The sequence below is a fragment of the Helicobacter bilis genome (assembly GCF_900198365.1).
GTDB lineage: Bacteria > Campylobacterota > Campylobacteria > Campylobacterales > Helicobacteraceae > Helicobacter_A > Helicobacter_A bilis_B.
This window is the reverse complement of sequence record NZ_FZMS01000027.1, coordinates 1-15,182: the sequence shown is the minus strand read 5'-3', so window position 1 is coordinate 15,182 and position 15,182 is coordinate 1. Positions and strand designations below refer to the sequence as shown.

The 15,182-nt window shown below is 35.1% G+C and carries 11 protein-coding genes; 6 read left to right on the top strand and 5 right to left on the bottom strand.

Annotated features, from left to right (window positions below):
• The first annotated feature begins 9 nt into the window (after nt 1-9).
• Nucleotides 10-1,680, top strand: a complete 1,671-nt coding sequence (locus C6H08_RS04330; RefSeq protein WP_034562470.1) for a complex I subunit 4 family protein — start codon at nt 10-12, stop codon at nt 1,678-1,680.
• 2 nt (nt 1,681-1,682) lie between these two features.
• Nucleotides 1,683-3,125 (top strand): NADH-quinone oxidoreductase subunit N, encoded by a 1,443-nt coding sequence (locus tag C6H08_RS04325; RefSeq protein ID WP_034562472.1) that lies wholly within the window; start codon nt 1,683-1,685, stop codon nt 3,123-3,125.
• A 412-nt stretch (nt 3,126-3,537) separates the two neighbouring features.
• Here C6H08_RS04325 and C6H08_RS04320 read toward each other — a convergent pair whose 3' ends face one another.
• From C6H08_RS04320 to C6H08_RS04300, 5 genes are all read right to left on the bottom strand, one after another.
• Nucleotides 3,538-4,599 carry a phospholipase A gene (locus C6H08_RS04320; protein WP_034562475.1) on the bottom strand — a complete coding sequence of 354 codons (1,062 nt, stop codon included), beginning with the start codon at nt 4,597-4,599 and terminating at the stop codon, nt 3,538-3,540.
• A 127-nt stretch (nt 4,600-4,726) separates the two neighbouring features.
• Nucleotides 4,727-7,015 (bottom strand): secretin N-terminal domain-containing protein, encoded by a 2,289-nt coding sequence (locus tag C6H08_RS04315; RefSeq protein WP_034579035.1) that lies wholly within the window; start codon nt 7,013-7,015, stop codon nt 4,727-4,729.
• A gap of 157 nt (nt 7,016-7,172) precedes the next feature.
• Entirely contained in the window at nt 7,173-8,240 is a 1,068-nt protein-coding gene (gene tsf / locus C6H08_RS04310; protein WP_005218901.1) for a translation elongation factor Ts, read from the bottom strand.
• Between the two features lie 80 nt (nt 8,241-8,320).
• Nucleotides 8,321-9,127 (bottom strand): 30S ribosomal protein S2, encoded by an 807-nt coding sequence (rpsB, locus tag C6H08_RS04305; RefSeq protein ID WP_034579037.1) that lies wholly within the window; start codon nt 9,125-9,127, stop codon nt 8,321-8,323.
• Nucleotides 9,128-9,704: 577 nt separating this feature from the next.
• Entirely contained in the window at nt 9,705-10,676 is a 972-nt protein-coding gene (locus C6H08_RS04300) for a transaldolase (protein WP_034562481.1), read from the bottom strand.
• 74 nt (nt 10,677-10,750) lie between these two features.
• On the opposite strand from C6H08_RS04300, the gene C6H08_RS04295 reads away from it, so the two are divergent.
• The 4 genes from C6H08_RS04295 (at nt 10,751) to C6H08_RS04280 (ending at nt 15,056) form a co-directional block, all read left to right on the top strand.
• Nucleotides 10,751-11,950: a DegT/DnrJ/EryC1/StrS family aminotransferase gene (locus tag C6H08_RS04295; RefSeq protein ID WP_034579039.1), complete on the top strand. Its 1,200-nt coding sequence runs from the start codon at nt 10,751-10,753 to the stop codon at nt 11,948-11,950.
• Nucleotides 11,951-12,039: 89 nt separating this feature from the next.
• Nucleotides 12,040-13,431, top strand: coding sequence for a hypothetical protein (locus C6H08_RS04290; RefSeq protein ID WP_034579041.1), 1,392 nt, complete (start codon nt 12,040-12,042; stop codon nt 13,429-13,431).
• 23 nt (nt 13,432-13,454) lie between these two features.
• Entirely contained in the window at nt 13,455-14,726 is a 1,272-nt protein-coding gene (gene cmoB / locus C6H08_RS04285; protein WP_034579043.1) for a tRNA 5-methoxyuridine(34)/uridine 5-oxyacetic acid(34) synthase CmoB, read from the top strand.
• Nucleotides 14,727-14,780: 54 nt separating this feature from the next.
• Nucleotides 14,781-15,056 carry a toxin-antitoxin system YwqK family antitoxin gene (locus C6H08_RS04280; protein ID WP_104686116.1) on the top strand — a complete coding sequence of 92 codons (276 nt, stop codon included), beginning with the start codon at nt 14,781-14,783 and terminating at the stop codon, nt 15,054-15,056.
• Nucleotides 15,057-15,182: the final 126 nt, after the last annotated feature.

The window sequence follows — 15,182 nt, the reverse complement described above, 5'->3', positions numbered from 1 at the left end:
GGAGTAAAAGTGGAATATTTATTAAGCTTAATTATTGGTTGCCCCCTTGTAGCATGTTTATTTATATTCATGTTTGATGATAGCGGGGCAAAGCGATTTGGGCGAATTATTTCTTTTATTGAGCTTGGGCTTGTTATCGCTTTATGGATTAGCTATCGTGTGGATATAGCGGATACGCAGTTTTTTACAAAGATATTTTTGATTCCAGCCCTTGGCATTGATTATATTGTATTTGTTGATGGAATCTCTTTGTTTTTGATTGTATTGACCGCTTTTATTATTTTCCTTGCGAATATCTATTTGCAAAGAAGAGATGATGCAAAGCCTTTTGTTGTATGTTTGCTATCACTTGAAGCTATACTTATGGCTCTCTTTGTCTCACAAAATGTATTAATGTTTTATACATGTTGGGAACTTGCATTATTACCTGTGCTTTATATGGTTGGTGTTTGGGGTAGCGGACAAAAGATTTATATTGGTTTAAAATTCTTTGTTTATACCTTTGCATCAAGCCTTATGATGCTACTTGCAATCCTTTATATTGGCTATCTCTGTTATGAGCAGCTTGGATATTGGAGTTTTGATTTAGGTGTGTGGTTAAGTGGAGATTTAAAGATTCCATTAGATACACAAATATGGCTATTTTTAGGCTTTTTTGTATCCATTGCTGTAAAGATTCCAATCATTCCCCTGCATACATGGCTACCACATATTTATAGTGAAGCCCCAGCCCTTGGCAGTGTTATGCTATCAGCCCTACTTTCAAAAATGGGGACTTATGCACTCTTGCGTTTTGTCCTGCCTTTATTTCCTGATGCAAGCGTGCATTTTATGCCTATTGTAAGCGTTTTAGCAGTTATTATGGTGGTATATGCAGGTATTATTGCCTTTAAACAAAAGGATATAAAAAAGGTTATCGCATATAGCTCAATCTCACACATGGGTATTGTTGTGCTTGGAATCTTTGCGTTTAATAATGAAGGCATTAGCGGTGCGATTTTTATGATGGTAGCACATGGTGTTACAAGCGGGGGGCTTTTCATGTTAGCAGGTATGCTTTATTATCGCACAATGACAAGGCATGTTGATGATTTTGGCGGTGTCGCACATGTTATGCCACATTACTCAACTTTCTTTGCCATTGTTATGCTATCAAATGTTGGCTTACCGCTTACTATCGGCTTTGTAGGAGAGTTTTTATCACTTTATGGATATTTCCAAACCTCACCTATTATAACCGCTATCGCTGGGACTACACTCATCATCGCAGCAAGTTATATGCTCTATCTTTTTAAAAATGTATTCTATGGCACATTGAAACAAACGCATATCACACAATCGCTAAAAGACTTAGGATTCAAAGAGTTCTGTGTGCTTGGTCCTATTGCATTTGTTATTATATGGCTTGGTGTGTTTCCAAATACGCTTTTAAAACCTATGCAAGTCTCTGTGCAGCAACTTGTAGGCACAACCTATACTCTAGCACAAGAGCAAACAACAAAAGAGCATATCGCTAAAGTCAATAATAGCTTAGTTATAGAAAGGGCAATGCTAAATAATACAATAATGGATAATCTTGGCGAATTGCCACCGCCCACACCGCAAAGAGAAAGCATGGATTCTAATACAGAATCTCAAAGTATAGACAATCAAAGCAATAGCACAAATAAAGAGGAGTAAATATGAATACGCTAGATTTTTACACTTATTTATACATGTATATGCCTTCTGTCATTTTAGTGCTAGGGGCTATTGTTGTGCTATTTAGCAATGTATTTGCAAGTCAATTTTCACGCAATACAAGCTTATCTTTATGTATGATTTTTATCGCAGCGGCTTTCTTTTTCTGTCTTAGCGTTGGGCATATTGAGAATGTTTCAGCCATTACTCTAAGTGCAGAATATATTATTCTCATCGCATCATTTTGGTTTATATTGCTTACTTTTTCAAAATATAAATTTGTTGAGTTTCAAACACCAGAGTTTTATCCGCTTTATCTATTCTCCATATCAGGCTTTATGCTTATGGTGCAAGGTAATAATTTAGTATTAGTGCTACTTGGACTAGAGATAGGCAGTCTGCCTTTAGCGGCGATGTTAGCGTTTAATCGCAGGATTTATGGCATTGAGGGAGGGATAAAATACTTTGTAGCAAGTGCGCTTGCAAGCATATTTTTCATACTTGGAATCATGCTTTTTTATCTCTATTTTGGTGATTTTTCATTGCAAAGAAATGCTATTGAGTATAAAAATGTCTTATTGCACGGACATGTTTTAGATGTTTTATTGCTGCTTTTTAGTATGCTTTTCATGCTTGCAGGGCTTGGTTTTAAAGTCTCATTAGTCCCATGGCATAGCTGGATGCCAGATGTGTATGAGGCAAGTAATCCCGTGTTAGCAGGTTATGTTTCTGTTGTGCCAAAGATTGCTGGTTTTGGTCTTTTTGCTATACTCTTTTTGCCACTTTTACAGAGTGAAAACGCATCGCATAATTACATTGAATATCTTGTTAGAATCCTTTTACTCATTACTATTACTTTGCCAAATATTATGGCTCTAGTGCAAAAAGATGTGAAAAGAATGCTTGCGTTTAGCTCGATTTCGCATTCTGGTTTTGCCCTTGCTTGTATCTATCTTGGGACATTTGATACCTTGATACTTTATTGGGTATTGTTTTTGATAACAAATCTTGGAGCATTTACAATGTTATGGATAGCAAAGCCGCTTAATACGCAAACTCGCTATGATTACGACCTACAAAGATTCTATGGCTTTGGGAAAAAGCATCCTATAATGGCTTTAAGCATGGCGTTATTTATGTTATCTCTTGCTGGGATACCGCCATTTTCTATCTTTTGGGGTAAGATTTTTATCATTACAAATGCTTTGCAGCAAAATGAAATGCTACTTGCATTTATGATGATGTTAAATAGTGCTATTGCAGTGTGCTATTATCTAAAATTAATCGTTGCTATGTATTTTAAACAAGGTAGCAATGAAAACTTTTATGAAGATAATAGCACCGCTCCCATTCGCTTTGTAGCCTTTATGTGTGCTATCCTTTGTATTTTCTCAATCTTTGTTGTGTCTTACTTGTTTCAATATATCCCCATGCTTGGCATATAAAGAGATGACATATAAAGTTAGTGCGTAGAATCTAGTATTGTGTTAGTCTTTGTATGGGTTGAGTGCAATTTGGCAAAGTCTTAACTTCTTGTCATATTGAAACAAAACCAACATATCTCTTTTAGAATCTTTATTAGGTGTTTTGCTATGCTCAACATGATAAGATTAGATTCTAAAATCTATGAACTTGCGTGTTAAGGGGATTCATAGTATAGAATGTGGCAATTTTTTTAATGTTACTAAAAATTCTTAGATTTGTTTGTTTTTGCATTTTTTCCTTTAACTGAAAACTTGAGTATTTATTAACATTAATCTTTTTGCTTTTAAAATTGACTACGCAAAAACATATCGGTCTCCTTTTTTTATTTTTGTTTGCTTATGTTGAAATAAGTTTTTATCGTTGTTTTAAATATTAAAAATCACGCAAACGCACGCCTACGCCAATTCGATTTACAGGCAAACTATATTCATATAAGCTATCACCGTGTCCATAAAGATACTGCACATAAATGGCATAATGCTTACTCACACCATAGCTATACCCAAGTTCTACATGCCCTTTCCAATCCCAGTAGTCACGGCTAAAATAATTATTAAAAATATTGTTTAGATACAGCTCAAAATGATTATTTTTATAGGTGTAAGATAGCTTTATATCTCCATATCCCATATATTTGCCAATATCTCCGTTCGTTTTTGCACCATCATAAGCGATCGCAGAAATATCCATCCACGCACGCAATCTCGCATTGAAATCCTTATATTTATAATTTGTTTCAAATACCACTCTATCAAATGCTTTAGATCTTACAAACTTACCACCCCATGCCTCTTGACGCGGATCAGAATCATATATATTTTCTCTCTCACCATTGCTTACATGTCGATATCCAATAGAAAACCAGTTAAAATAGCCACCATCACCATTTGCAATGGGAATGGGCTTTTTATATATAAAGCTTATCGCGGGCGATAAATCTGTATCACGCAAAGGTGCGCTTTGTGGGTCATTATAAGTTTGCAAATAGATTCTTTGTGTGTAATCAAAGCTAAAAGCACAATATTTACACATCACATCGCTTAATAACTCTAAACGAAAGCTTATTTGTGCTTTAATCTCCGTGCGTGTTAAATCCGGGCTATACATATCACTAAAGCCATAATATGCAGGTAATATATACCATGGCTCATAAAACTTAAAATGCGAAAAGAATGATCTTACATCAAGTGTTTTTGAGTGAAAAGGTGGTGTTTGTATGCGTGCATAATCATCACTTATGCGTTGGTCTAGTGCATTTTGTTTAGAATCTTTTTGCTTGGAATCTTCTTTAAGATTTTCTTTCGTGTTTTCTTGGGAGTCTTTTGTAGAATCTATTGTTTGCAAGTCTTTAGCATGACTTTCTATATTGTCTATCGCATAGGCTATGTGTATATGCAAGAGTATATATATGATACATAGTTGTTTGATACGCATGTATTAACCTTTATGGAATCTTGAAATAAAATTAGATTTGTGTTTGCAAAGCGTGTATTGTAACAACAAAATGTAAATTCTTTGTGGTGGAGATATGCTTACTCGCGTAATATTGCATGTAAAAATGTTATCGTATAATATGCGGTGTGATGATGATTATTAACTCTTCGCTGCGATTTGTGCGACTTTGTTTGCCAAAGATATTTTTTAGCCATTTGTTTTCGCCTATCTTTGGTATAGCTTGGCTTGTATTTTGGACGACATTATTTAACAATCCGCCAATAATCACTCGTTCGCCATCTTTTAATTTCACGATTGAAGAGAGTTGATTTGTGCTAAGGTTTGGAGGTGCTTTTAAGGCTTCTGCGGCGTTTTCCATATCTGGGTCTTTTGTCTTTGTGATAGAGGGATTAATGCGTAAGATTACAGAATCATGGCTAATTGATGGAGTAATATCAAGCAAGATTCCCGCAAAAACACTTGGGTATTGTGTGCTTGTATTTTGGATTGTCGTATTTGTATTATTTGATTGATATACGAGATTTTGTGTGTAACGAAGGACGGATCCGACACTAATTAATGCTGGTTGATTATTGAGTGCCATAATCTTTGGATTGCTAAGGCTACGCAAATCGCCATAAGTGCGTAGGAGATTAAAAATACTTTGTAAATCAGCGTTATTGTTGCCAAGTGTAAGCATTGCACCCCCACCACCAAATGCGATATTAAGACTTGATTGCGTAGGGTTTAAGATAGAAAATATTTGCTGCCAGTCAATGCCAACATTATTTGTTTGAAAATGTATGAGTGATAGAATCTCCACATCAATGGCTACTTGCATATTCATCTTTTGTTCTAAATCTTGCAAAAATTGTGAGACTTCTCTCATCTTCTGCTTTGTAGTCCATACTGCAATAAGCCCCGCCCCTTTGTCAATCATAAATTTATCGCCAAGCTTTGTATCAAGCATAATGTGAATCTTAGATTCTATATCTGCCCAAAAGTTAATCTCATCAAGTGAATACACCTTTGTTCCACTTTTGCCAAAACGCGTATTAGCTGAACTCATTTGAGAGCGAAGTTGATTGCGTAATGAGAGATTGTCAAGGTAGCCTGACATGCTTTGATTTTCTCTTTGTGAAGTTTGTGTATTTGCTAGATTTTGCCACCCATAATTTTGCATATAATTTGGAGTTATGCTGTTATAGAATCCATTGTATCCTAAGCCGTAGTTTTCATGTTGCTCTTGTGCGAATAAGACATCAGTGTTGCTTTGAGCCATTCTTGTGCTTGAAATGTAGTTTATCGCAAACATTTGCATGGAAATATCACTGATTATCAAGCGATTAGAATCTATGCTATAAAACATATCACTTAAAAGCATTTCTAACACAAAGTCAAGCGGTTTGTCGCGTATATTTAGCGTTATGTTTTGTTGATTGTGTAAGTTTTGTTTGGCATTATGTGTGTATTGTATGGAGAAATCACACTCTTTTGCTAGGGCATGCAGCAAGGTGTGGATATTTAGCTTTTCATCTTTTGTGATATTAAACTTCTTTTTTACACATTTTGGGGCTAGTAGGCTTGTATTGATAGTTGTCTTTGTGTTATTTTGTTTGCTTTTTGTGTCTTGTTTTTGTGCTAGATTCTGCGTGTTTTTTACAGAATCTTTTAATGGGGAATCTTGTGGGATAGAATCTTTTAGTCTAGATTCTATGTGTTGCAAGGCTTGTTTAGAATCTCTTAAATCAAAGCTATTAATAATGGTGTTTGGCAGGGACACAGAGCAACAAAATGTATCAAGAATAGCTAGAAAATCCCTATAAGTAACATAGCGATTTGTAGAATCTAACTCTTGCGTAATGATAGGATTTAAGGGGCTATTTGTGGAATCTGGTGCTACATTGTATGAATGTTTGGTATTTTGTGTAGATACCTGGAGTGTAGATTCTCTAGCTTCTTTGGTATTTGGCGTAAGGTTAGATTCTATATCTTGTGTTTCTTGTCGTGGTATAGAATCTTGTTTTGTTTGTGTGTGATTTATAGTATAAGTTTTAGAATCTAATCGCTTTTGTATAGACATAGTGTTTTGCGGATAAGTGCTAGAATCCTGTGTATTTTTTAGCATTTCATTATAGTTTTTTAGTACAGCCTGATATTGTGTATCCATGCTGGAGTAAGGCTCAAATGCTGTGCGAAGATCATGTATAATCGAATAGGTTTGCAATGTGTTATGCGTAGTGTTTGGATAGGTTTGCATTTGCTGTGCGTTTATAGAATCTTGTGCTTTGTCTATACTCTGTTTAGCATATAGAACTTGATAGAATATAATCATAAAAAAGGATATATAGCTAAAAACAATATAGAATTTTTTCACATATAGCATAAAGATTCCATAATTATCTTGCTTTGCCATAATACTATATGCCTTTGCTTCAATATGTCTTCAAAAACAATCTTTAGCTTATGTATGTGAGTCGCGATGAAATCAATTTAACTAAGAATGCTATATGGATTTCGCAGAATCCATACTTGTTATAATCTTAACAAATCCATCAGCATTAACCAAAAATTTACTTCATTTGTGCAGCCACTTCTTCAGCAAAGTTATCCACTTTCTTTTCGATACCTTCACCTAGCTCAAAGTTTATGAAAGATACCACTTGTATATTGTCATTTAACTCTTTGCTTTTTTCATTCAACACTTGTGTGATAGTCTTTTTATCATCAAGGGCATAAAGCTGTGCTAATAGGGTTAATCTCTGGTCTAAAATCGTATTATCAAGGATAAAGCGATCTAGCTGTCCCGGAATAATCTTATCCCAAATTGCCTCTGGTTTTCCTTCACGCTTTAATGTAGCACGCAATTCTTCCTCTTTTGCTTTCAATACAGATTCACTAAGCTCACTGCGGCTTACAAATTCTGGAATGCGGTGCAATGGCTTTTTCAGTCTTGCTAACTCTTCATTTTCTTTCTCTAACTCCGCAGCAATAGCTACTCTCTCTTTTGCTACAAAATCTTTATCAAGCTCTTTATAACTCAAAAACTTTGGCTTCATAGACGCGATATGCATACTCAAAAGTTTGCTAAATTCATTCAATTTAGACACATTCTCATCTTTTTCAACGCTTAAAAGTGTTATTGCCCCCACCTTTTTATTATGGTGCAAGTATCCATTGATGAGCTGATTTGGCTTACATGTGATAGTGGCAACACGGCGGATAACAATATTTTCTCCAATAATGGCAATCTTTTGCTTTAAATAATCTTCAAAAGACTCGCCATTAACGCTAAGCTGCATTAAAGATTCTGTTGTGTTTAATGAGCGTTTGAATGCTAAATCAAGGATATTTGCAACAATCTCTTGAAAATCTTCATTTTTAGCTACAAAGTCCGTTTCAGAATTCACCTCAACCAAAGTAGCCTTTGTGAAGTCATCAGCAATTTTCATTGCGATAACGCCCTCAGCTGCGATTCTATCTGCCTTTTTAGCTGCCTTGCTTAGTCCCTTTTTGCGTAAATACTCTATTGCTTCTTCAATATTTCCTTTGCACTCTTTCAATGCGTTTTTGCATTCCATGATACCTGCATCGGTCTTTTTACGCAATTCCGCTACAACTTTTGCAGAAATCTCTTGCACCTCTTGTTTGATTTGCTTTCCCGCTTCACTAATTGCTTCTTTTGCATTTTGCAATGCCTCTTTAGTCTCATCACGCATTCTTATTCTCCTTCTTTTGCTTGAAACTCTTTTTCCATTTCTGCTTGTAATTCTGCCATTACTTCATCTTTTTCAGCATCTGTAGCAGGTAGCGACTCTGTTCTCTCTGCATTTTCTTCACCCTCAATGCCATTCATCTCACGCCCTTCTGTGATCGCATCGCTTATTTCTTTACAGAAAAGCTGGATAGAGCGGATCGCATCATCATTGCCCGGAATTGGATAGTCGATTAAATCTGGATCGCAATTTGTATCGAGTGGTGCAACTACTGGAATGCCAAGTTTTCTTGCCTCACCAACCGCAATTTTTTCTTTCAGTGCATCAACGACAAAAAGCATATCGGGGGCTTTTTTAAGATGTCGTATCCCACCAAGATATTTATTCAACTTCTCTTTTTTACGCATAAGCATAAGTTTTTCTTTTTTTGTTAAAAGATCAATTTGCCCACTTGATTCCATCTCTTCAATAATCTCAAGCTTTCTCACTGACTTTTTAATCGTGCTAAAGTTTGTAAGCATACCACCAAGCCAACGATAATTTACATAAGGTGCATTCACCTTTTCAGCATACTCTCTCAAAGTATCACTTGCTTGTTTTTTTGTCCCAACAAACATAATAACCTTGCCCTCACTCGCCGCATCACGCACGATATTATAAGTGTAGCGGAAGTAACGCAGCGTCTTTTGCAAGTCAATAATGTGGATATTTTTACGCACACCAAAGATGAATTTCTTCATTTTTGGATTCCATCGCCTCGTTTGATGTCCAAAATGCACACCACATTCCAACAAATCTTTCATAGTAACCATATTACAGCTCCTTAAAATTTAATAGTAAATTTTGTGAATTGGTTTTGCCACCATGCCCATTAAACCCCTATTTTTCGTATTTTACAACACTAATTTCTAGCTAAAAAAAGGGCAACCAACTTTTAGGATTGACATGTGAGTTTTTCCACAAAGCAGAAATTATACAACAAAATTGCAAGTTTTGTGATTTTTTGTTTGTGAAAATTTGTTTGTGGGTTATTTTATAGATACACTATACTTTTAGATTCCATAAACACTGGAAAGAGTGTATGAATTTGAGAGCTAAATATTTGCTGCATGCCATACCAAGCACCATATTAAAAAAAACTAAATCCTATAAGTGCGGCAAAAATATAGAATCTATGAGCCTATCATTTTCGGGAAAATTATAGAAGTATATAGCAGTCTTTGTGATATTTTGCTATCGCATAAATTGTAGATTAAACTTCTAATTCGTAAATAGCAGAACACTACCAGCAAGAAATCATTCAACACATCTACAATATACTTGTTGCACCGCTTAAATTAAGATATAAACCACAAAGATGCATTTTAAATTACGAAGTTATTTGCAGTATCACGCAAGTAAATCTAGCATTAACTCAAAGCTTTGCTCAAAGCTTTTTAGTCCATCTTGCAGCAGTTGTTCTTCGATAGCTACGAGATTAATATCCATTTCTTCTAGGCTTGCAGCGATTTCTAAATCATCAAATGAAGCGATTTGCTGCATGCTTGGAGCTTTTAGATTCTGCGTTTGTAAGGCATGAAGTGTAGGTAAAGGGAGTGTATTGACACAATTTTCAAAAGCAAGTGGATAAACATAATAGCCCTCGTCATTATATATCGCATTTTTCTCTTTGACACCTGTGCTAGCAAATAAGATTCTATAATTTTGCTGTGGTTTTTGGCTTAGAAAGTCTTTATAAATCGCAATAGCATTGGCGATGCCATATTTTCCGCATAATTTTTCATCTTTTAGTTGCGGATCAATTACCCTATCAAACCTTGATACAAATACGCTGATTACTCCCTGTGCCTGTGTGTTTGCCTTTTGAAATGCTTGTAATACTCTTCTGCTTTGCTCCTTTGTAAAAACTAAAGTTGCATTCACATTAATGCCCCGCAGCATTAAATGCTCCATTATGGTGTATCCGCTTTGTGTCGCTGGGACTTTAATCATTACATTTTTTGCGTTTATCTCATGCCAAAGTCGCACACCTTCATCAATGCTTGCGTTTATATCATTTGATAAAAATGGATCGATTTCAATGCTTATTAATCCATTTTGTGGATTCTCTAAAAAAAGTGGCATGAGAATCTCACTCGCACTTTTAATATCTTCTATGGCAAGACTTTCATATATCTCTTTTGGTTCTTTGCCTTGTTGTTTTAGTTCATTTATACTTGCTTTATAGCTATCACTTTTTAAAGCCTGTGCGAAAATGCTAGGATTGCTTGTTGCTCCCTGTATTTTGCCCTCTCTCACAAGCTCTTTAAACTCGCCTTGCAAAAAACTTCTTTCTATAAAATCACACCAAATGCTTATCATATTATTCCTTAATTTATGATATATTTCCATGTTTATAACTTGAGATTATAACTTGTTTTTCAAAGGTTTTAGCAATGTTAGAAAATTTTATTCCTTATAGCACACAATCAATTAATGATGATGATAAAGAAGCGGTCCTAAATGCGCTTTGCTCCACACACCTAACACAAGGGGCTTATACAAAGCAGTTTGAAAGCGATATTGCCGCATATATCGGCATAAAACATGCTATAAGTTTTAATTCCGCTACCTCAGCATTATATGCCGCATTTTACGCCTTGAAAGAATATGTCATAAATAAGAAATATAACTCTAGATTCAAAAATGCACCAAACTTAGATTATGCGGCAAACAATAATTCATTTAGCATTATCACAACGCCAATAAGCTTTGTGGCTACGACAAATATGATGCTTGCAAACAATATTACGCCTATTTTTGCAGATATTGATAGTAATGGCAACTTAGACTTATCGAATTTAGAATCTTTACTCCGTGAAGATACTATTGCTATCTGTTCTGTGGATTATGCAGGAAATAGTGTGGATATGAAAGGATTCAGTGAGTTTGCAAAAAAGCATAATTTAATATGGATTTCAGATTCCAGCCATGCTTTTGGGGCAAGTTATGACAATGATAAAGTAGGAAGCAAAGCTGATATGAGTATATTTAGCTTTCATGCGGTAAAGCCTTTTACTACTTGTGAGGGCGGGGCATTAGTAAGTAATGATGACTTTTTTGCTAGAATCGCTTCTCTTGTGTGTAGTCATGGCATTATAAAACATACGCCTTATAATCATGATTGCATAACACTTGGATTTAATTTTAGACTGCATGAAATAAGTGCTAGTCTTGGAATCTCTCAATTAAAAAGATTAGAATCTTTTCTTGCAAAACGGAAAGAAATCGCACTCTTTTATGATAGCTACTTTAAAGATAGTCCATATTGCAAAACTCTAAACATTAAAGATTGCGTAAAAAGCACATATCATCTCTATCCGCTTTTATTAGAAGATTCTCTAGCTACAAAAAAAGAAGAGATTGCAAACACACTAGCTACATATAATATCGGCGTACAAGTGCATTATAAGCCTATTTATAATTTTACAAGCTATAAACATTTAGGGAGTCCAAAGCTACCAAATGCAGAATCTTTTTACAAAAAAGAGTTATCTATACCATGCCATCAAAACATGACATTACAAGAAGCAAAAATGACTGCCGATTATATCAGCAAAACTTTTGAAGATTATGCAAAAAATAGCATTTTGTAACGCTTCTACCGCAATTTTTTGGCAGTTTTTGCAAAATTATGTTATTATTAAGCTATTTTAAAGTTTATTAGATTCTATAAAGAAAAACAATGAGATTAGAAAAAGCACTTGACATTTTATATGGGGAGTTAGTGAATACACCTTTTATTAGTGCTTTTAGTGGGGTTACTTATAATGTGAAAAAGGTGGTGAATGGGACACTTTTTTTTGCATTGAATCCAGATGATATAAAGAGAGCAGTAGCAAATGGTGCGTATGGTATCGTTTTTGAGGGCGATATGGTATGCAGCGATGATACAGAGATAGCATGGATTAAAGTGCGAAGTATTGACCAGAGTATGCGGAGATTTGTGCGCTATTTCCTTTTGGAATCTAAATATACGCTCGTTATGCTTACGCCTATTGAAATATCTCTAGCTAAAAGTTTGCAAATAGGCTTATCAATATTGCATAGCATAACCTTGCAAGACTGCCTAGAAGAAATATTTAAACTATACAAAGACCAAGATAAAAATAAAGATGAAAGCATTCAGCCCTTTTGCAAGATTCTATTAACAAGCATTCAAGCCTTAGAAAACCTACAAATTCACACTTGCTATTCTGTGCAGTATGCAAGGCAGAGAGTAGAGAGAAGTAGAAGTATCTTTTCACAGCATGATTTAGAAAAAGAGATTCCAAGACGCTATCATAAGCATTGCAGTGTCATTAGCTATACGCTTTTTGAAAGCAAGATTATTTGGGAGAATGCAGTTTATAAGCTTTCCTTGCCCTATATTTTACTTCCATTTGCAGAAAGCCTTATGGCGACTTTTTCATTTTTAAAGCAAGAGTATTGGCAATCCTATATAGAATCTATGGGCGGTTTATACGCAAGGGAATCAAAGACTACACGCATTGTATCAGGGAAAGAGATTAAACCCTTTAATCCTAGATTGCCAAAATATATGCAAGGTGATATAGGCATTAAGGGGCTACATGTAGAAGAGCTAAGTTATTGCTATCTTGATTCTAATGAGAGACTTAGCTCTAGTGTGAAAGATAAGATTCTACTCTTTTGCACAAATCCTAGTCTTTTTGCATGTCCTAGTCTGCAAGAAAGAGATTTGGGCTATGACACTGAGATACAGAATAACGCCCACATTATCTTTGAATCATTGCGAAAAAGTCGCGATTCTAATGTCTTAATGGAATACTTAAAGGTAGAAGCAAGACATCTAAAAATGCTATCATGCTATGCAAAAGGCATAAAGCTACCAAGAACAACGCAAAAAAATATCACCATTCCTTACGCACATATAAATCATCTCACACAGATTCTAACCAAGACTTCATACCACCTAGCAGTCATTTATGGAATCTCAAAAAAATCCTTTGAAAAGAATGCCGACTTGCCAAGACAAAGCAAAAGGCAAGACCAAAAAACAATCCATGCTATAACCCAGCCACCAGATCTATTTAGCGCACATGGCATACAAATATAGATATTAAAGTAAAAGAAGTAATTTTGAAAAAAGATTTAGCAGCAAAAGATTCTAGCTTAAAAGATTTATGTAAAAAAGATCCTATACTCTCAACATGGAGTGAAAAAGAGCTAAACGCACTAAAGTCATATAGTGAGATTCTATATAAATTACTCACGCTAGAGACAAAAGCAACTTATAGCATTTCAAGGCTATGTGATAATAATAGCTTACTCTATGATTCAAGTAATAATAAGATTCTAGAATCTAGTGATTGTCATGTTGAGCGTAGCGAAACATCTAAGATTCTAGAATCTTACCCAAATGGGTGGGTGCAGGGCATAGGGACGCAAAATAGTGAGAATTTAGAAACTAAAACAACTTGTCATATTGACCTTGAGCGAAGCGAAATATCTAAGAATCTAGAATCTAAAAACCACAACCCAAACCTCACACAGATTTTAGAATCCACAGACTTAACAAAAAATACAGAATCTAAAAACCCCGCAAAAGAAGCCCTTAGCCTATATTTTCACAACATTTCATATAATGAGTTTCAAACCTTGCAAGATTTAGCCCTAGATTTAAAGCCATGGAGAAAAGGTCCTTTTTGCTTGTATGGTGCAGAAAACAATTCACAATTCTACATTGATTCTGAATGGCAGAGTAATAAGAAAATGAAGCTTATCCTACAAGCCCTAGATACAATAGGCTATAACCTCAAAGATAAAGTCGTGCTTGATGTAGGTTGTAATAATGGCTATTATATGTTTGACTTAGCACTGCGTGGGGTAAAGCATATTAGCGGCATTGATCCCATTGCGATATTTTTTCTACAATTCTACTTTATCCACAAACTCACAAATATTTCACATTGCACCTTCCGCCTTTTAGGTGTGCAAGATGTGCTACAACTTAATACAAAATATGACTTGATTTTATGCTTAGGTGTGCTATATCACAGAAAAGAGCCATTACAAACTCTAAAACAACTAAAAAGCATTTTAGCCCCAAATGGAATCTTATTGCTTGAAACGCTGATATTACAAGATAAAGCTGCCACCTGTCTTTGCCCCTATCCCACTTATGCGAAAATGCCAAATGTATTCTACATATTCAGCCCACAAGCCTTGCAGAATCTATCCTTACACGCAGGGTTTAAATCATGCGAGATTCTAAGCTATTCATACACAGACAACACAGAGCAAAGAAGCACGGACTTCATAGACAAAAAAAGCTTAGGCGACTATCTCACCCCCACACAAACAATAGAGGGCTATCCCCCAGCCTGTCGGGGTATCTTTGTGCTATCTTAATTGGAATCTTAAAAGTGTAATATTACCAAAGCTATTTTATTGCAAAGGATAATCATGGCAGAAATTTATGTTGAAAAAGCATATTATGAGAATGGGAATCTAAAAATGGAAATACCATTTAAAAACAATAAGAAACAAGGCATGAGTAAAGGATATTATGAAAGCGGAAAACTCCAGTATGAAATGCCATACAAAAAAGATATGTTACAGGGTATTGCAAAAGGCTACTATGAAAATGGGAATCTAAACACCCAAGCAAACAAACGAAGCAAAAAGCCTTATAGTAGCCTATTTAACGCTAAATACTCAAACTCTAGCATTAAATCTTAAGATGCAATATTATATATAAAAAACCTTTTTGTCAAGGCTTTTTATAAAATTTGCAATATTTTTTTAAGCCAAACACTAACAAGGCCTTAAAAACTCTATAAAAAAGAGCAAACAAAACTAGCATTC

Excerpts from the sequence above, each read along its gene's own strand:
- C6H08_RS04325 (WP_034562472.1), top strand. The coding sequence starts at position 1,683 with ATGAATACGCTAGATTTTTACACTTATTTATACATGTATATGCCTTCT.
- C6H08_RS04320 (WP_034562475.1), bottom strand. The coding sequence starts at position 4,599 with ATGCGTATCAAACAACTATGTATCATATATATACTCTTGCATATACAC.
- C6H08_RS04315 (WP_034579035.1), bottom strand. The coding sequence starts at position 7,015 with ATGGCAAAGCAAGATAATTATGGAATCTTTATGCTATATGTGAAAAAA.
- rpsB (WP_034579037.1), bottom strand. The coding sequence starts at position 9,127 with ATGGTTACTATGAAAGATTTGTTGGAATGTGGTGTGCATTTTGGACAT.
- C6H08_RS04300 (WP_034562481.1), bottom strand. The coding sequence starts at position 10,676 with ATGATAAGCATTTGGTGTGATTTTATAGAAAGAAGTTTTTTGCAAGGC.
- C6H08_RS04295 (WP_034579039.1), top strand. The coding sequence starts at position 10,751 with ATGTTAGAAAATTTTATTCCTTATAGCACACAATCAATTAATGATGAT.
- C6H08_RS04290 (WP_034579041.1), top strand. The coding sequence starts at position 12,040 with ATGAGATTAGAAAAAGCACTTGACATTTTATATGGGGAGTTAGTGAAT.
- C6H08_RS04280 (WP_104686116.1), top strand. The coding sequence starts at position 14,781 with ATGGCAGAAATTTATGTTGAAAAAGCATATTATGAGAATGGGAATCTA.